This window comes from Nocardioides sp. GCM10023255 (assembly GCF_042653125.1).
GTDB lineage: Bacteria > Actinomycetota > Actinomycetes > Propionibacteriales > Nocardioidaceae > Nocardioides.
The window spans coordinates 143,766-159,865 of sequence record NZ_JBHSHU010000005.1; the positions used below are offsets into that span (position 1 = coordinate 143,766).

17 protein-coding genes are annotated in these 16,100 nt (G+C 71.5%); 12 read left to right on the forward strand and 5 right to left on the reverse strand.

The window, feature by feature from the left end:
- Positions 1–96: 96 nt before the first annotated feature.
- Positions 97–1,293 (reverse strand): MFS transporter, encoded by a 1,197-nt coding sequence (locus tag ACFO9I_RS09745; RefSeq protein WP_379180239.1) that lies wholly within the window; start codon positions 1,291–1,293, stop codon positions 97–99.
- A gap of 69 nt (positions 1,294–1,362) precedes the next feature.
- Between ACFO9I_RS09745 and ACFO9I_RS09750 the strand changes: the two genes are divergently transcribed.
- From ACFO9I_RS09750 to ACFO9I_RS09760, 3 genes are all read left to right on the forward strand, one after another.
- Positions 1,363–2,463 (forward strand): ferrochelatase, encoded by a 1,101-nt coding sequence (locus tag ACFO9I_RS09750; protein ID WP_379180241.1) that lies wholly within the window; start codon positions 1,363–1,365, stop codon positions 2,461–2,463.
- Positions 2,460–3,260 carry an inositol monophosphatase family protein gene (locus ACFO9I_RS09755; RefSeq protein WP_379180243.1) on the forward strand — a complete coding sequence of 267 codons (801 nt, stop codon included), beginning with the start codon at positions 2,460–2,462 and terminating at the stop codon, positions 3,258–3,260. The genes ACFO9I_RS09750 and ACFO9I_RS09755 overlap by 4 nt, the downstream gene beginning before the upstream one ends.
- 171 nt (positions 3,261–3,431) lie before the next feature.
- A complete protein-coding gene (locus tag ACFO9I_RS09760; protein WP_379180245.1) occupies positions 3,432–3,722 on the forward strand; it encodes a DUF4193 domain-containing protein in 291 nt (96 codons plus the stop codon).
- 169 nt (positions 3,723–3,891) lie between these two features.
- Here ACFO9I_RS09760 and ACFO9I_RS09765 read toward each other — a convergent pair whose 3' ends face one another.
- Both ACFO9I_RS09765 and ACFO9I_RS09770 read right to left on the reverse strand, forming a co-directional pair.
- Positions 3,892–4,209: a DUF4235 domain-containing protein gene (locus tag ACFO9I_RS09765; RefSeq protein WP_379180247.1), complete on the reverse strand. Its 318-nt coding sequence runs from the start codon at positions 4,207–4,209 to the stop codon at positions 3,892–3,894.
- A gap of 29 nt (positions 4,210–4,238) precedes the next feature.
- Entirely contained in the window at positions 4,239–4,688 is a 450-nt protein-coding gene (locus ACFO9I_RS09770) for a DUF3093 domain-containing protein (protein ID WP_379180249.1), read from the reverse strand.
- Positions 4,689–4,786: 98 nt separating this feature from the next.
- Here ACFO9I_RS09770 and dut point away from each other — a divergent pair, with 98 nt between their 5' ends.
- The 4 genes from dut to ACFO9I_RS09790 are packed head-to-tail and all read left to right on the forward strand — an operon-like array spanning position 4,787 to position 6,992.
- Complete coding sequence (gene dut, locus ACFO9I_RS09775; protein ID WP_379181117.1) at positions 4,787–5,224, forward strand: dUTP diphosphatase; 438 nt, start codon at positions 4,787–4,789, stop codon at positions 5,222–5,224.
- Positions 5,225–5,249: 25 nt separating this feature from the next.
- Positions 5,250–5,891, forward strand: a complete 642-nt coding sequence (locus tag ACFO9I_RS09780) for a DUF3710 domain-containing protein (protein ID WP_379180251.1) — start codon at positions 5,250–5,252, stop codon at positions 5,889–5,891.
- A 19-nt stretch (positions 5,892–5,910) separates the two neighbouring features.
- Positions 5,911–6,273: an OB-fold nucleic acid binding domain-containing protein gene (locus ACFO9I_RS09785; RefSeq protein WP_379180253.1), complete on the forward strand. Its 363-nt coding sequence runs from the start codon at positions 5,911–5,913 to the stop codon at positions 6,271–6,273.
- Positions 6,270–6,992 carry a DUF3159 domain-containing protein gene (locus ACFO9I_RS09790; protein WP_379180255.1) on the forward strand — a complete coding sequence of 241 codons (723 nt, stop codon included), beginning with the start codon at positions 6,270–6,272 and terminating at the stop codon, positions 6,990–6,992. The genes ACFO9I_RS09785 and ACFO9I_RS09790 overlap by 4 nt, the downstream gene beginning before the upstream one ends.
- Positions 6,993–6,994: 2 nt before the next feature.
- Here the strand turns inward: ACFO9I_RS09790 and ACFO9I_RS09795 are convergent, their stop codons facing one another.
- Together ACFO9I_RS09795 and ACFO9I_RS09800 are read right to left on the reverse strand one after the other, a co-directional pair.
- Positions 6,995–7,675 (reverse strand): potassium channel family protein, encoded by a 681-nt coding sequence (locus ACFO9I_RS09795; protein WP_379180257.1) that lies wholly within the window; start codon positions 7,673–7,675, stop codon positions 6,995–6,997.
- A gap of 4 nt (positions 7,676–7,679) precedes the next feature.
- Positions 7,680–8,327, reverse strand: coding sequence for a potassium channel family protein (locus tag ACFO9I_RS09800; protein ID WP_379181119.1), 648 nt, complete (start codon positions 8,325–8,327; stop codon positions 7,680–7,682).
- 98 nt (positions 8,328–8,425) lie between these two features.
- Here ACFO9I_RS09800 and ACFO9I_RS09805 point away from each other — a divergent pair, with 98 nt between their 5' ends.
- The 5 genes from ACFO9I_RS09805 (at position 8,426) to ACFO9I_RS09825 (ending at position 16,071) form a co-directional block, all read left to right on the forward strand.
- The gene (locus tag ACFO9I_RS09805) at positions 8,426–10,471 is read left to right on the forward strand and encodes an APC family permease (RefSeq protein ID WP_379180259.1); all 2,046 of its coding nucleotides are present in this window, start codon (positions 8,426–8,428) and stop codon (positions 10,469–10,471) included.
- On the forward strand, positions 10,468–11,604 hold the full coding sequence (locus ACFO9I_RS09810) for a class I SAM-dependent RNA methyltransferase (protein ID WP_379180261.1): 1,137 nt from the start codon (positions 10,468–10,470) through the stop codon (positions 11,602–11,604). Before ACFO9I_RS09805 ends, ACFO9I_RS09810 begins: the two co-directional genes overlap by 4 nt.
- Positions 11,605–11,709: 105 nt before the next feature.
- Positions 11,710–12,234, forward strand: coding sequence for a hypothetical protein (locus ACFO9I_RS09815; protein WP_379180263.1), 525 nt, complete (start codon positions 11,710–11,712; stop codon positions 12,232–12,234).
- A gap of 266 nt (positions 12,235–12,500) precedes the next feature.
- Entirely contained in the window at positions 12,501–15,320 is a 2,820-nt protein-coding gene (locus tag ACFO9I_RS09820) for an aconitate hydratase (RefSeq protein WP_379180264.1), read from the forward strand.
- Positions 15,321–15,444: 124 nt separating this feature from the next.
- Entirely contained in the window at positions 15,445–16,071 is a 627-nt protein-coding gene (locus ACFO9I_RS09825) for a hypothetical protein (RefSeq protein ID WP_379180266.1), read from the forward strand.
- The last annotated feature ends 29 nt before the right edge of the window (positions 16,072–16,100 follow it).

A 16,100-nucleotide genomic window follows, 5' to 3' on the forward strand; every position in this document is an offset into this window, starting at 1 on the left:
AAGTCGCGCCGAGCGCGGCGTACCTCGCCCGTAGCTGCCAAGTGCCGGAACGAGTAGCGGCCCCGCAGGCCTGGCGGCGTGCTCTACGAATGCCCGCTACTCGCCCACAGCGACCCGCGCCGCATCCCGCGGCAGCGCCTGCGCAGCGAGCGCGGCGAGCGCCCCGGCCGCGAAGCAGACGAGGTAGGCGGGCGAGGAACCGTGGGCGTCGATGACGACGCCGGCGAGGCTCGCACCGGGGGCGACCCCGGCGACGAGGCCGGTCTGCATGATCGCCATGCCCTCGGTGCGCCGGCCCGCGGGCACGGTCTGCTCGGTGAGGGACAGGGTGGCGATCAGGGTCGGGGCGATCGCGAAGCCGCCGACCAGCAGGACCGCGGCCATCACCGGGATCGATCCCACGAAGGCCAGCGGCGCCATCGCGCAGGCCATGCCCAGCGCGCCCCACCGCACCCGGATCGCCGGGCCGCGGCGCCACCGCACCGCGCCGGTGGCGAGCCCGGCGAGCAGGCTGCCCAGCGCCCACAGCGCCAGCAGCGGCCCCGACCACCCCTGGTGTCCCTGCTCGGTGGCGAACGCGACCGTGGTCACCTCGGCGGCGCCGAACAGGGTGCCCAGGGCGGCCGAGACGATCGCCAGCGGGACGACGGTCGCCCACGGCATCGGGGGCCGGCGGCCGGCGGAGCGGTCGTGGGGGTGCGCGGGCGGCTCGGTGGCACGCTGCGCGCACAGGGCCAGGGTCCCGCCGACGCAGGCGACCACGGCCACGACCAGTCCGGCCACGGGGTCCCAGGCGGTGGCCAGCACCGTCACCAGGATCGGGCCGAGCATGAAGACCACCTCGTCCGCGACCGCTTCCAGCGCGAAGGCGGTCTGGACGTCGGCGGTCGAGGTCAGCGCGTGCGACCAGCGGGCGCGGACGCTGGAGCCGATCTGGGGGAGGGCTCCGCCGGCCACCGCCGCGGCGGCGTACGACGTGCCGACCGGCCAGTCGGCCTCGACCGACCAGACCAGCACGACCATGGCCGCACCGAACAGCACGGCCGCCGCCGTGAGCACCCGCGCCTGCCCGAGCGTGTCCAGCAGGCGGCCCTGCAGGATCGCCAGCCCGGCGTTCGCGACCATGAACGCGGCCGAGACCGTGCCGGCGACGGCGTAGGAGCCGGTGGCGGCGGAGACGAGCAGCACGATGCCCAGGCCGACCATCGAGATCGGCAGGCGCGCGACCAGGCCGGTCGCGCTGAAGCGCAGCGTGCCGGGCTCGGACAGCACCCGGCGGTAGGACGTCACCATCGCGGTGAGAGTAGGTCCGCGGGGGCACGGTCGACCAATCGGATTCGCAGCGCTCCCTACGATGGGCGCATGCCGAGCACCCCGAAGCCAGACACGAGCCCGTACGACGCCCTCCTGCTGGTGTCGTTCGGGGGTCCCGAGAAGCCCGAGGACGTGGTGCCCTTCCTCGAGAACGTGACCCGCGGGCGCGGCATCCCGCGCGAGCGGCTCGAGGAGGTCGGCGAGCACTACTTCCTCTTCGGTGGCCGCTCGCCGATCAACGACCAGAACCGCGAGTTCCTGGCCGCCCTGCGCGAGGACCTCGCGGGCGCAGGCATCGACCTGCCCGTCTACTGGGGCAACCGCAACTGGGACCCCTACCTGACCGACACCGTGGCCAAGATGGCCGCGGACGGGGTGACCCGGGCCGCCTGCTTCATGACCAGCGCCTACTCGTCGTACTCCTCGTGCCGGCAGTACCGCGAGAACCTCGCCGACGCCGTCGAGGGCGTGGCGGACGCCCCGCGGCTGGACAAGCTGCGCCACTACTTCAACCACCCGGGCTTCGTCGAGGCGGTCGTCGACGCGACCCTCGCCGCGCTCGCCGAGCTGCCGGACTCCGCCCGCGAGGGCGCGCACCTGGCGTTCGTCACCCACTCGATCCCGACGTCGATGAACGACACCAGCGGCCCTGAGGGTGGTGCCTACGTCACCCAGCACCGCAGCGTGGCGCAGGAGGTCGTGGACCGGGTCCGCGAGGAGACCGGCCGCCGTCACGCCCACGAGCTGGTCTTCTGCTCGCGCTCCGGTGCCCCGCACATCCCGTGGCTCGAGCCGGACGTCAACGACCACCTGCGGTCGTTGAAGGACAAGGGCGCACCCGGGGTCGTGATGGTGCCGGTCGGGTTCGTCTCCGACCACATGGAGGTCATCTACGACCTCGACACCGAGGCGATGGCGACCGCCGAGGAGATCGGGCTGCCGGCCCGACGCGCGGCGACCGCCGGGGTCGACCCCCGCTTCGTGTCGGCCGTCCGGGACCTGCTGCTCGAGCGGGCCGCCGTGGAGCGCGGGGAGGAGCGTGCCCGCGCGGCCGTCGGCAGCCTGGACGCCCTGTGGGACCGCTGCCCCGTCGGCTGCTGCCCCAACCCGCGGGGCGACCGTCCCGCGCTGTGCGGGTCCGACCGGTGACGGGAGGCGAGGAGCTCGCAGCGCTGGCCCTCGAGGCCGCTCGGGCCGGGGCGGAGCTGGTCCGCGACCGGGCCTCCCGGGGCGTGACGGTGGCCGCGACCAAGTCCAGCGAGGTCGACGTCGTGACCGAGGCGGACCGGGCCTGCGAGGCACTGCTGCGCAAGCTCCTGCGGGAGGCCCGCCCCGACGACGGCTTCTTCGGGGAGGAGGAGTCGGAGGAGCCCGGCACCTCCGGGGTGCGGTGGGTCATCGACCCGATCGACGGGACCGTCAACTTCCTCTACGGCCTGCCGCAGTACGCCGTCTCCATCGCCGCCGAGCGGGACGGCGAGGTGGTCGCGGGCGTGGTGCTCAACGCCGCGACCGGCACTGAGTACGTCGCCCACCTCGACGCCGACGGCGTCGGCACGGCCACCCGTGACGGCCGGCCGATCGGGGTACGCGCCCCGGCGCCGCTCTCCCAGCGGCTGGTCGCGACCGGCTTCCACTACGACGCGGAGCTGCGCGGCATCCAGGCCCGGGCCATGGTCCACCTGCTGCCCCGGGTGCGCGACATCCGCCGCCTGGGCTCCTGCGCGCTCGACCTGTGCCACGTCGCGGAGGGCAGCATCGACGCCTACGTCGAGGAGGGCGTGAACCTGTGGGACCACGCGGCCGGCGGACTGGTCGCTCGGGTCGCCGGGGCCACCACCGAGGTGACCCGCGGAGCGGGGGGACGGGACCTGATGCTGTGCGCCCCCTCACACGGGTTCGACGAGTTCCGCGCGGCGGTCCAGGAAGCCGGCTTCATCGGCTGAGGTCCCGAAATTCGGGGAATAGCGACCCGTCACCGACTGTTCAGGCGACACGTCGTGGGACGGGTGTGCAACGGTCACCCGTGATGGTGCACAATCTGGCGCCGACGGCGGGGAAGAGACAACGTGTTGGGCCGGCCGCGTGGGGTGGCTGGCCTGGGGAGTGGAGTACGCATGGCGACCGACTACGACGCACCGCGCAAGAACGAGGACGAGCAGTCCGAGGAGAGCATCGAAGAGCTCAAGGCGCGGCGTCACGACAAGAACTCCGGCAAGGTCGACGAGGACGAGGCGGAAGCCGCCGAGTCGTTCGAGCTTCCCGGGGCCGACCTGTCGCACGAGGAGCTCGCGGTCGAGGTGAAGCCCAAGCAGGATGACGAGTTCACCTGCATGAGCTGCTTCCTCGTGCACCACCGCTCGCAGCTCGCCGACAGCAAGAAGATGATCTGCAAGGACTGTGTCTGAGCGCAGCGAAGACGCACGAAGCCGAGTCGGCGCAGTTTCGACGGGGGAGCGAAGCGGAGAAGGCGAAGGTACGCCGACTCGGCGCTCGGCCCCACGAACCCGCAGACGAGAGAAGGCCGCAACCCGAGGGGTTGCGGCCTTCTGGCGTTCGAGGGGTCCAGCGGACCGGTCAGGTGGTCGGCGTCGGCGCCTTGTCGGCGTCCTGGTCGTCCTTCTGCAGGTCGGGGGGCAGGTGGCCGGTCGAGCGTGCGTAGTAGTGGGCCGCCTTGCGGGTGGCGAGCATGCGGGCGATCCCGATCGCCGTGCCGCTCACGGCGGCCCAGAGGACCGCCTCCCACACGTCCACGTCGGGATCGGCGGGGTTGGCCGGCGGGTTCTTGCCCGTGGCCGCCTTCCAAGAGGTGTTCAGCGTCTTCTTCGCCACCGCGGCCGCGCCGAGCGCGGCGGCCAGGGAGAAGACCGACCAGACCTTCGAACCAGATGCCATGGAAGGACCTTACCCAGCAGCCGGGCGGGTCATTCGGCTGCGGCGAGGGCGTGCAGCGCCCGGACCAGCTCCTCGGGGCGCCGGGTGCTGACCAGCCAGTACGGCGTGGGGTCGCGAGGGTCAGCGATCTGCACCCGTACCGCGCGCTTGAGGTAGGGCCGCAGCAGCAGGTAGGCGCGGGCGTCGGCCTCGCGGCCGGCGGTGCGGCGGGTCTCCTCGGGGTCCAGCGCGGTCGCCGTCCCGAGGTGCACGGCCTCGATCCGGGCCCGTCCGGCCCGGAAGACGCCCTCGCGCACGCTGATCCGCGCCGATCCGTAGGCGAGCAGCACCAGAGCCATCAGCGCCAGGGCCACCGCCGAGACGGCCCACGCGACCACCGCGGGCAGCGCCACGACCACGGCCAGCCACAGGCTGGCGACCAGCATCGTGCCCTGCACCCACCAGCGCAGCGGCACGCCCAGCCGCTCCTCGTACTCCACGGGGAGAACCCTTTCACGCCGGAGTAGGGTCACCCGCCGTGACCCCCGGTGTTGAGCCCCACGACGACCCTGCCCACGCGCCCGCCGCCGACCTCGCGATCGAGGTGGTCCGCCTCGACGGCGACCTGCCGCTGCCGTCGTACGCCCATCCCGGCGACGCCGGAGCCGACCTGCTGACGACCGTCGACGTGACGCTGGCGCCGGGGGAGCGGGCGATGGTGCCGACCGGCGTGGCCATGGCGCTGCCGGTCGGGTACGTCGCCCTGGTGCACCCGCGATCGGGCCTGGCCGCCCGGCACGGACTGTCGATCGTGAACACCCCGGGGACCGTGGACGCGGGCTACCGGGGCGAGATCAAGGTGATGCTGATCAACCACGACCCGCACGAGCCGATCGAGCTGCGTCGCGGCGACCGGATCGCCCAGCTGGTGGTCCAGCGCGTGGAGCGGGCGAGGTTCGTCGAGGTCGGGGAACTCCCCGAGTCGGCGCGGGGTGCGGGGGGTTACGGTTCTACCGGAGGCTTCGGTCGGTCCTGACCGCGCCCCGGACCGAGGAGTGAGAGTGAAGTTCCGTCGTAAGTCCACCGAGACCGACGTCGCCGACGAGGGACTGCTCGACGACGCGCAGGTCGACCCGGCCGCCGCCGTGGCCGGCCCGTACGACGTCGACGAGCTCCCGGACGACGGCGTGGAGCGGCTCGACCTCGGTTCGCTGCTCATCGAGCCCCAGGAGGGCCGCGAGCTGCGGCTGCAGGTCGACGAGTCGACCGGCGAGGTGCAGTCGGTGCTGCTGGCCGGTGAGGACGGCGCCGTGGAGCTGCGCGCCTTCGCCGCGCCCCGCAACGGCGACCTCTGGGAGACGGTGCGTCCGCAGATCGCCGCCGACATGGCCCAGCACGGCGGCACCGCCAGCGAGCGCGAGGGTCGCTTCGGCACCGAGCTCGTGTGCCGGATGACCGTCCGCCTCGAGGACGGCACCACCGCGACCCAGCCGTCGCGGATCATCGGCATCAACGGCCCGCGCTGGATGCTGCGAGCCACGCTGCTGGGTCGCCCGGCCATGGAGATGGACGGCGCCGAGGAGTGGGAGGAGACGATCACCCGGGTGGCCGTCCGTCGTGGCCAGGGCGCCATGCCCGTCGGCGACGTGCTGCCCGTCGTGCTGCCCGAGGGCGCCCGCCGGGTCGATCCCCCGACCAGCTGAGCCCGGGGAGGTCCGAGACATGCCCGAGAAGAGCCGCTTGCGCAGGACCATCAGCAAGTGGGCCGACACCGAGGACCAGCACGCGCGCGACATGCGCCGCACGTTCGCGCACACGGGCGTCGTGCAGATCGCCGATGCCCCCGACCGGGAGCGGGTGCGGCTGCGCGGCACGCTGCGCACCGTCACCCTGCGCCCGCGCGGTGGCGTCCCGGCGCTGGAGGCCGAGCTGTTCGACGGCTCGGGCGTGATCACCGTGGTGTGGCTCGGACGGCGCCGGATCTCCGGCATCTCGCCGGGCCGGTCGATGGAGATCCAGGGCCGGATCGGTCAGCACGAGGGGCAGCGCATCATGTACAACCCCCGCTACGAGCTCATGCCGTGAGCGCGCCGATGACCGAGCCTGGAAGTCACTCGCACGAGCGACCGGCGTCCGTCGACACCGTCGAGGCGGTGGTCCGGTCCCAGCTGAGCAAGGCGCTCGGCGGTCGCCGCGGGATGGTCGAGGCGGCGGTGCCGACCCTGCTGTTCACGCTGGTCTACCTCACGACCAAGGAGCTGCGGCTGGCATTGGTCATCAGCGTCGCGGCCGCGGTGGCCCTGCTCGTCGTACGCCTCGTGCAGCGGTCGACGGTCCAGTTCGTCGTCAACGCCATGGTCGGGATCGGCATCGGCTGGTTCTTCGTCACGCTGTCGGCGCGCAACGGCGGCGACGCCAACGACCAGGCGCTGGCCTACTTCCTGCCGGGGATCATCTACAACACCGTCTACACGGTGCTGCTCTCCTTCACCTGCCTGATCCGCTGGCCGGTGGTCGGCTTCATGGTCGGCAGCGTCACCGGCGACCCCACGGCGTGGCACCGCGACAAGCAGGTCGTCCGGCTGTGCACCCGGCTCACCTGGCTGCTGGTGCTCCCGTGCCTGCTGCGCGTGCTGGTCCAGGCGCCGCTGTGGCTCGGGGGTCACTCGGGAGCGATCGACCCGGACACGGCGGTCGCCGCGCTCGGCGTCCTGAAGATCGCCCTGGGCTGGCCGCTGCAGCTCGCGGCCCTGGGCGGCATGGTCTGGCTGCTCTCGCGCAACCGGACCCCCGTCACCGCCTGACGTCAGCCGCCGTAGCCCCCGTGCCCACCGGGGGCGAGCATCCGCTCGAGCTGGTCCTCGACGTCGGCCGACGCGACGAACAGCAGCTCGTCGTGGGCCTCCACCGGCTGCTCGGGGTCGGGGACGTAGACCTGGCCGTCGCGCAGGATCGTGACCAGCGCGCAGTTCTCCGGGAACGGGATGAGCCCCATCGGCTTGCCGACGTACGGCGAGTCCGCGGGCAACGTCATCTCCACGAGGTTGGCGTTGCCCTGGCGGAACGTGAACAGCCGGACCAGGTCGCCGACCGTCACCGCCTCCTCGACCAGCGCCGACATGATCCGCGGCGTCGACACGTTGACGTCGACGCCCCACGCCTCGGTGAACAGCCACTCGTTGTTGGGGTGGTTCACCCGGGCGACGGTGCGGGGGACGCCGAACTCGGTCTTGGCGAGCAGCGAGGTGACCAGGTTGGCCTTGTCGTCACCGGTGGCGGCGATGACGACGTCGCACCGGTCGAGGCGGGCCTCCTCCAGGGAGGACATCTCGCACGAGTCGGCGAGGAGCCACTCGGCGTCGGGCACCCGCTCGGGCTTGATCGAGGCCGGGGCCTTGTCGATGAGCAGGACCTCGTGACCGTTGGTGATCAGCTCGCGGGCGATGGAACGGCCTACGGCACCGGCTCCGGCGATGGCGACGCGCATGGGCTCAGGACTCCTCGGGGCCGCGGTCGATGACCGAGTAGGCGTGGGCTGCGTTCTCCTCGCGCATCACCAGGTGCAGCAGGTCACCCTCCTGGATGACGCTGTCCTTGGTGGGCAGCATGCCCTCGCCGAGCCGGTCGATCCACGCGATGCGGCTCTGGGACTGGGACTGGAAGTCGATCGTGCGGTGCCCGATCCACGCTTCGGTGACCGGGACCTGGTCGAGCCGGATGGTCCCGGAGGGGTCCCGGAAGTCGGGCTCGGCGCCGGCCGGCAGCAGCCGGCGCAGCACCTGGTCGGCGGTCCACTTGACCGTCGCGACGGTGGTGATGCCGAGCCGCTGGTAGACCTCGGCGCGGCCGGGGTCGTAGATGCGGGCCACGACCTGCTGGATCCCGAACGTCTCGCGCGCCACCCGGGCGGCGATGATGTTCGAGTTGTCGCCGCTGGAGACGGCCGCGAACGCGTCCGCGCGGCGGATGCCCGCCTTCTCCAGGACCTCCTGGTCGAAGCCGTACCCGGTCACCTTGTCCCCGTTGAACCCGGGCCCGAGCCGCCGGAAGGCGTCGGGCTCGCTGTCGATGACGGAGACGGTGTGGTTGCGGTCCTCGAGACTGCGGGCCAGCGTGGAGCCGACCCGGCCACAACCCATGATCACGACGTGCACGGGGCAGACGCTACACGTCGCCTCCGGGGACCTGCGGGTGGCAACGCACGCTTCGCCCGCCGATGGGTCTAGCCTTTCCGCTCGTGGGTGTCGGCGACGTTTCCAAGCGGATCCTGCTGGGGCGCAAGCTGCGCAGCTCCCAGCTGGGGGAGACGCTCCTGCCCAAGCGGATCGCGCTCCCGGTGTTCGCCAGCGACGCGCTGTCGTCGGTGGCCTACGCGCCGGACGAGGTCTTCATCATGCTGTCCCTGGCCGGCGCCTCGGCGTACGTCTGGTCGTGGAAGATCGGCATCGCGGTCGCGCTGGTGATGGCGGCCGTGGTGATGTCCTACCGGCAGACCGTGCACGCCTATCCCAGCGGTGGGGGTGACTACGAGGTCGCCACCGTCAACCTCGGCGCGACCGCCGGCACCACCGTGGCGAGCGCCCTCCTGGTCGACTACGTCCTCACGGTCGCGGTGTCGATCTCCTCGGGTGCGCAGTACGCCGCGTCCGCGATCGGCGCCCTGAGCGGGCACGAGGCGACGTTCGCCACGATCATGGTGCTGGTCCTGATGGCCATCAACCTGCGCGGCATCCGCGAGTCCGGGACGTTCTTCGCGTTCCCGACCTACGCCTTCATGGTCGCCATACTGGGAATGTGCGCCTTCGGGATGTTCGAGCTGGCCGCGGGCGACCTGCCGCAGGTCGAGAGCGCCGACCTCTCCATCGAGCCGGCACCCGGGTACGGCGGCTCGCTCACGACTTTCGCGCTGCTCTTCCTGCTCGCGCGTGCCTTCTCGTCGGGCTGTGCGGCGCTGACCGGTGTCGAGGCGATCTCCAACGGGGTGCCGGCGTTCCGCAAGCCGAAGAGCAAGAACGCCGCGACCACGCTGCTCCTGCTCGGCATGATCGCGATCACGATGATGGTCAGCGTCATCGTGCTGGCCAAGCAGATGGGGCTGAAGTACGTCGACCCCAGCGACCTCGACCGGCTGACGCTGGACGGACAGCCGCTCCCGCCCGGCTACGACCAGCACGCGGTGATCGCCCAGATCGCCCGGGCGGTGTTCATCGACTTCACGCCGGGCTTCTACCTCGTCGTCACGGTGACCGGCGTGATCCTGGTGCTCGCCGCCAACACGGCGTTCAACGGCTTCCCGGTGCTCGGCTCGATCCTCGCCCAGGACGGCTACGCCCCGCGGGCGCTCGGGTCCCGCGGTGACCGGCTTGCCTACAGCAACGGGATCGTCTTCCTCGCCGTCATGGCGATCGTGCTGATCCAGGCCTTCGACGCGGAGACGACCCGGCTGATCCAGCTCTACATCGTCGGCGTCTTCGTGTCGTTCAACCTCAGCCAGCTCGGCATGATCCGGCACTGGACACGGCACCTGAAGACCGAGAAGGACCCCGCGACTCGTCGCCACATGTACCGCTCGCGGATGATCAATGCGGTCGGACTCAGCTTCACCGCCGTCGTGCTGGTGATCGTGCTGATCACCAAGTTCCTCGCGGGCGCCTGGATCACGATCCTCGCGATGATCGTCTTCTTCGTCATCATGCGCGGGATCCGCCGGCACTACGACAACGTCAACGCCGAGCTCGCGGCCGACGAGGAGGACAAGGTGATGCCCACGCGGGTGCACGCCATGGTCCTGGTCGGCAAGCTGCACAAGCCCACGCTGCGGGCGCTGGCGTTCGCCAAGGCGACGCGCCCCAACGTCCTCGAGGGCGTGTACGTCGCCGCCGACCCGGTGGCCACCAACAAGCTGCTGGAGGAGTGGGACGAGCGCAACCTCGGCGTCCCGCTGAAGGTGCTCCACTCGCCGTACCGCGAGCTGGTCAAGCCGATCGTCGACTACGCGATGGAGATCAAGAAGGCCAACCCCCGGGGCGTGGTCGCGGTCTACATCCCGGAGTACGTCGTGGGCCGTTGGTGGGAGCAGCTGCTGCACAACCAGACCGCGCTGCGGCTCAAGGGCCGGCTGCTGTTCGCGCCCGGCGTGATGGTCATCTCCGTGCCCTACCAGCTGCGTTCGTCCCAGATCGCCCGGGAGCGGGAGGAGCGCGAGCTCGCCCGGGTCCGCCCCGGCGACCTGCGTCGCGGCCAGGTCGGCGACCGCAGCCGGCGCGGGCAGATCAACCGATGAGCCGCAGCCCCCGCCAGCGCAAGGCCAAGGGCGCCTCCCGGGTCGGGCAGCGCTTCGAGGCCGAGGTCGGCCCGGTCGCCCACGGCGGCCACTGCATCGTCCGGCTGCCCGAGCCCGAGGCCCGGGTGGTGTTCACGCGGCACGCGATCCCCGGTGAGCGCGTGGTCGTCCAGATCACCGAGGGCACCGACGGCGACCGCTTCTGGCGCGGTGACGCGGTGGAGGTGCTCGAGGCCTCGCCGGACCGGGTGCCGGCCCCCTGCCCGTACGCCGGCCCCGGGCTGTGCGGCGGCTGCGACTTTCAGCACGTGGCGCTGCCGCGGCAGCGGGACCTGAAGGCGGCGGTGGTGCGCGAGCAGCTCGCCCGCCTCGCGAAGCTCGACGTCCCCGTGGTCGTCGAGCCGGTCGAGGGTGACGAGGACGGGCTGCGCTGGCGCACCCGCGTGCAGTACGCCCGGACCGACGACGGCCGTCGCGGCATGAGGGTGCACCGCTCGAACGAGGTGATCCCGGTCGAGGACTGCCTGATCGCCCGGACCGACGCGCGGGAGCCGTCGCCGGAGCTGGTGCACGAGACGGTCCTGGGCCGCGAGTTCGTGGTGTCGGCCGACGGGTTCTGGCAGGTGCACCCCGGCGCGCCGGCGACCCTGGTCGAGACCGTGCTCGACCTGCTGCAGCCGCAGCCGGGCGAGAAGGTCCTCGACCTCTACAGTGGCGTCGGCCTCTTCGCCGCCTTCCTCGCCGAGCGCGTGGGAGAGCGCGGCCGGGTCGTGACGGTCGAGGGCAGTCGCGCTGCTTGCGGTCACGCCCGCACCAACCTCGCGGAGTTCCGGCACGTCGTGGTCGCGAGCGGGTCGGTCGACCGCGTGCTGGCCTCGTCGTACGACGAGCCCTTCGACCTCGTCGTCCTCGACCCGCCCCGGGAGGGCGCCCGCCGGCCGGTGGTGGAGCAGGTCGTGGACCGGGCACCCCGCGCGGTCGCCTACGTCGCGTGTGACCCGGCCGCTCTGGCTCGCGACCTCGCGTACTTCGCGGAGCGTGGCTACTCGCTGCGCGCACTGCGCGCCTTCGACCTGTTCCCGATGACGCACCACGTGGAGTGCGTGGCGCTGCTGGAGAACATCCGGATCTGACCTGCGGAGCTGACGCCAGCGACGCCCGACGTCGTCGACCTGCTGCTGGTTCCGTCTGGTGTCGGCATGAGTACTCTCCCGTAGATGTGGTCAGGGTCCCGAGGGGTGGGTGGTCCGCCCCTGAAGTACGCCCACGTCGAGCGGGAACGGCGTTGGCTGCTGGACCCCGCCGCGGCGGTCCCGCAGTGCGACGACGTCGTGATGATCGTCGACCGCTACGTGGTCGGGAGCCGGCTGCGCCTGCGCGAGGTCGTGGCCGCGGACGGGGCGCAGGTGCGCAAGCTGGGCCACAAGGTCCGGGTCGGTGAGGGGTCGCAGGAGGTCGCCTGCACCAACTTCTACCTCGACGCCGCCGAGTGGGCGCTGCTCCAGGACCTGCCTGCCCACGAGCTGCGCAAGCGGCGGCACCGGTTGCGCGTCGACGGTGCGGTGGTCGCCGTGGACGTGTTCGCCGGCGACTGCGAGGGCCTGGTGCTGGCCGAGGTCGACGGGTCGCCCGGGCTGACGCCGGCCGCGGTCGGGCTGGCGGTCCTGGCCGAGGTCACCGCCGACGAGCGGTTCACCGGGGGAGCGCTGGCCGCCGCCGCCCGGGCCGAGGTGCACACGCTCCTCGCCGACCACGGACTCTGACCCGTCGAGTCGGCGCAAGCTCGGCACCAGAACCCGTCGAGTCGGCGCAAGCTCGGCGCCAGAACCCGTCGAGTCGGCGCAAAGTCGACGAGTCTGCGCCGACTCGACCAGGGACCGGGTTCCCGTAGTGCTTCGACATCATGTATCTTGACATCAAGACATATCGCCGACGTGTCCGCGCGGAGGGGGGCTCCCTTCCCCGCTCACACACGCGGCGGCAAGATGGGCCCGGACCCACGACGAGCACTTCAACGAGGAGATGACTGATGGCCAGTCAGGACAGCTTCGGTGCCAAGAGCACCCTGGACGTGGACGGCAAGTCCTACGAGATCTTCCGGCTCGCCGCCGTGACCGGCGAGGGCCTGGACGTGGAGTCGCTCCCGTTCTCGCTCAAGGTCCTGCTGGAGAACCTGCTGCGCACCGAGGACGGTGCCGACATCACCGCCGACGACATCAAGGCGCTGGCCGGCTGGGACGCGGACGCCGAGCCCGACAAGGAGATCCAGTTCACGCCGGCGCGCGTGATCATGCAGGACTTCACCGGCGTCCCCTGCGTCGTCGACCTCGCCACCATGCGTGAGGCGATGGCCGACCTCGGCGGCGACCCGTCGAAGATCAACCCGCTCGCGCCGGCCGAGATGGTCATCGACCACTCCGTCATCGCCGACGTCTTCGGCACCCCCGAGGCCTTCGAGCGCAACGTCGAGATCGAGTACGAGCGCAACCGCGAGCGCTACCAGTTCCTGCGCTGGGGCCAGGGCGCCTTCGACGACTTCAAGGTCGTCCCGCCCGGCACCGGCATCGTGCACCAGGTCAACATCGAGCACCTCGCCCGCACCGTCTTCACCCGCGAGGTGGACGCCCCGGGTGGTGGGAAGAGTCTGCAGGCGTACCCCGACACCTGCGTCGGCACCGACTCCCACACCACCATGGTCAACGGCATCGGCGTGGTCGGCTGGGGCGTCGGCGGCATCGAGGCCGAGGCCGCCATGCTCGGCCAGCCGGTCTCCATGCTGATCCCGCGCGTGGTCGGCTTCAAGCTGAACGGCGACCTGCCCGAGGGCGCCACCGCCACCGACCTCGTCCTCACGATCACCGAGATGCTGCGCAAGCACGGCGTCGTCGGCAAGTTCGTCGAGTTCTACGGTCCCGGCGTCTCCGCGCTGCCGCTGGCCAACCGCGCCACCATCGGCAACATGAGCCCGGAGTTCGGCTCCACGATCGCGGTCTTCCCGATCGACGAGGAGACCGTCAAGTACCTCAAGCTCACCGGCCGCAGCGACGAGCAGCTCGCACTGGTCGAGGCCTACGCCAAGGAGCAGGGCCTCTGGCACGACCCCGACGCCGAGCCGCGCTTCTCCGAGAAGCTCGAGCTCGACCTCGCGACCGTCGTACCGTCGCTGGCCGGCCCCAAGCGTCCGCAGGACCGCGTCTCGCTGTCCGACGCCAAGGAGGCGTTCCGCACCGCCCTGGCCGACTACGTCGACGAGGCGGGCGAGGAGAAGGGGTACGACGAGAGCGTCGCCGAGTCCTTCCCGGCCTCCGACGCCCCGTCCCACGAGGGCAACGGGTCGGCCCCGCCGAAGGACTACCACTCCTCGGCGCCCAGCGACGGTGGACGCACGAGCAACCCGGCGCTGGTCGAGCTCGCCGACGGCACGAAGTTCGAGCTGGACCACGGCGCCGTCGCGATCGCGGCGATCACGTCGTGCACCAACACCTCGAACCCGTCGGTGATGATCGGCGCGGCCCTGCTGGCCAAGAAGGCCGTCGAGAAGGGCCTGCAGCGCAAGCCGTGGGTCAAGACGACGCTGGCGCCCGGCTCCAAGGTGGTCTCCGACTACTACGAGAAGGCCGGCCTGACGCCGTACCTCGACAAGCTCGGCTTCAACCTCGTCGGCTACGGCTGCACGACCTGCATCGGCAACTCCGGCCCGCTCATCCCCGAGGTCAGCCAGGCCGTCAACGACAACGACCTCGCGGTCGTCTCGGTGCTGTCCGGCAACCGGAACTTCGAGGGCCGGATCAACCCGGACGTGAAGATGAACTACCTCGCGTCCCCGCCGCTGGTCGTCGCCTACGCGCTGGCCGGCTCCATGGACGTCGACCTGTTCAACGACCCGCTGGGCCAGGACGAGGACGGCAACGACGTCTTCATGAAGGACATCTGGCCCTCCCCGTCGGAGGTGGAGGAGGTGATCGCCAGCGCGATCACGTCCGACATGTTCGCCACCGACTACGCCGACGTCTTCGCGGGCGACGAGGCCTGGCAGTCGCTGCCCACCCCCGAGGGCAAGACCTTCGCGTGGGACGAGGACTCCACCTACGTCCGGAAGCCTCCGTACTTCGACGGCATGCCCGACGAGCCCGAGGCGGTCACCGACATCGAGGGCGCTCGCGTCCTGCTGAAGCTCGGTGACTCGGTCACCACCGACCACATCAGCCCGGCCGGTGCGATCAAGAAGGACTCGCCCGCGGGCAAGTACCTCGCCGAGCACGGCGTGGAGCAGCGCGACTTCAACTCCTACGGCTCGCGCCGCGGCAACCACGAGGTGATGATCCGCGGCACGTTCGCGAACATCCGCCTGCGCAACCAGCTCGCGCCGGGCACCGAAGGCGGCTTCACCCGCGACTTCACCGGCGACGGCGACGTCACGACGGTGTTCGAGGCCTCGGAGAAGTACATCGCGGCCGGCACCCCGCTGGTCGTGCTCGCGGGCAAGGAGTACGGCTCCGGCTCGTCGCGCGACTGGGCCGCCAAGGGTACGGCGCTGCTCGGCGTCAAGGCCGTCATCGCCGAGTCCTACGAGCGGATCCACCGCTCGAACCTCATCGGCATGGGCGTGCTGCCGCTGCAGTTCCCCCAGGGCGAGAGCGCCGAGTCGCTCGGCCTGACCGGTGAGGAGGAGTTCTCCATCACCGGTGTCACCGAGCTCAACGAGGGCCGCACCCCCAAGACCGTCAAGGTCAAGGCCGGCGACAAGGAGTTCGACGCGGTCGTCCGCATCGACACCCCGGGTGAGGCCAACTACTACCGCAACGGCGGCATCATGCAGTACGTCCTGCGCAGCCTGCGCAAGGCCTGAGCTCCACGCTGGTCCGACGGCCCGTCGCCCCTCCGGGGGCGGCGGGCCGTCGCCTCTACCCCAGACGGGGCATCGTGCCCGCGCCCGTCCACCTGGTCGCCCGAAGCGGTCGTACCGTGCCGGGATGGAGCCGGTCCGGGTCGTCCGCCTCACCGCCCTCGTCGTGTCCGTGCTGGTGGCAGCGGGGCTCACCGGCCTGATGGCGTCGATCCAGTACGACGTGGCCACCCACCTCGGCGACGAGGACCTCTGGTGGGCGGCGGGGCCGATCGTCGTCTGCCTGGTCCCCGCGACCCTCGTGCCGCTGCTGCTCAGGGGGCAGGCAATGCCGCGACTGGCGCTGGGGGCCGCGCTCGCCGCGCTGGTGACGGTCGCTGTGTACGGCGCTGCCTGGGCAGGTGTGCAGGTCCACGGGGAACGGCTGAGGACCCAGAGTGCCTCCTTCACGTGCGGGGACGGGGTGGACCCGAGGGTCGACCGAGCGCTCGCGGACCTGCCGAGACCGGCGCTGGTCCACGGGCCGATCGGACGTGGTCCCACGTTCTGCACGGCCGGGATCGACGGCGGTCGCGCGGCCTTCAGCTCCTTCCGGAGCGCTCTACTCGGGTCCGGGTGGCGGGTCGTCGACGACCGCGTCGGGCAGGTGGTGGTACGCCGTGGAGCGGTGCGCGTGACGCTCGAGACCGTCCCCGGACTCGAGGACGTCCCCATCCTGATGGCCGAGGTCCCCCGAACGGGTCATGCCGGTTGAGTACGCGGGCTCGGGCGGTGGGCGCCGTC

Excerpts from the sequence above, each read along its gene's own strand:
- ACFO9I_RS09760 (WP_379180245.1), top strand. The coding sequence starts at position 3,432 with ATGGCGACCGACTACGACGCACCGCGCAAGAACGAGGACGAGCAGTCC.
- ACFO9I_RS09825 (WP_379180266.1), top strand. The coding sequence starts at position 15,445 with ATGGAGCCGGTCCGGGTCGTCCGCCTCACCGCCCTCGTCGTGTCCGTG.
- ACFO9I_RS09785 (WP_379180253.1), top strand. The coding sequence starts at position 5,911 with ATGCCCGAGAAGAGCCGCTTGCGCAGGACCATCAGCAAGTGGGCCGAC.
- ACFO9I_RS09745 (WP_379180239.1), bottom strand. The coding sequence starts at position 1,293 with ATGGTGACGTCCTACCGCCGGGTGCTGTCCGAGCCCGGCACGCTGCGC.
- ACFO9I_RS09750 (WP_379180241.1), top strand. The coding sequence starts at position 1,363 with ATGCCGAGCACCCCGAAGCCAGACACGAGCCCGTACGACGCCCTCCTG.
- ACFO9I_RS09765 (WP_379180247.1), bottom strand. The coding sequence starts at position 4,209 with ATGGCATCTGGTTCGAAGGTCTGGTCGGTCTTCTCCCTGGCCGCCGCG.
- ACFO9I_RS09820 (WP_379180264.1), top strand. The coding sequence starts at position 12,501 with ATGGCCAGTCAGGACAGCTTCGGTGCCAAGAGCACCCTGGACGTGGAC.
- ACFO9I_RS09800 (WP_379181119.1), bottom strand. The coding sequence starts at position 8,327 with ATGGGTTGTGGCCGGGTCGGCTCCACGCTGGCCCGCAGTCTCGAGGAC.
- ACFO9I_RS09810 (WP_379180261.1), top strand. The coding sequence starts at position 10,468 with ATGAGCCGCAGCCCCCGCCAGCGCAAGGCCAAGGGCGCCTCCCGGGTC.
- ACFO9I_RS09795 (WP_379180257.1), bottom strand. The coding sequence starts at position 7,675 with ATGCGCGTCGCCATCGCCGGAGCCGGTGCCGTAGGCCGTTCCATCGCC.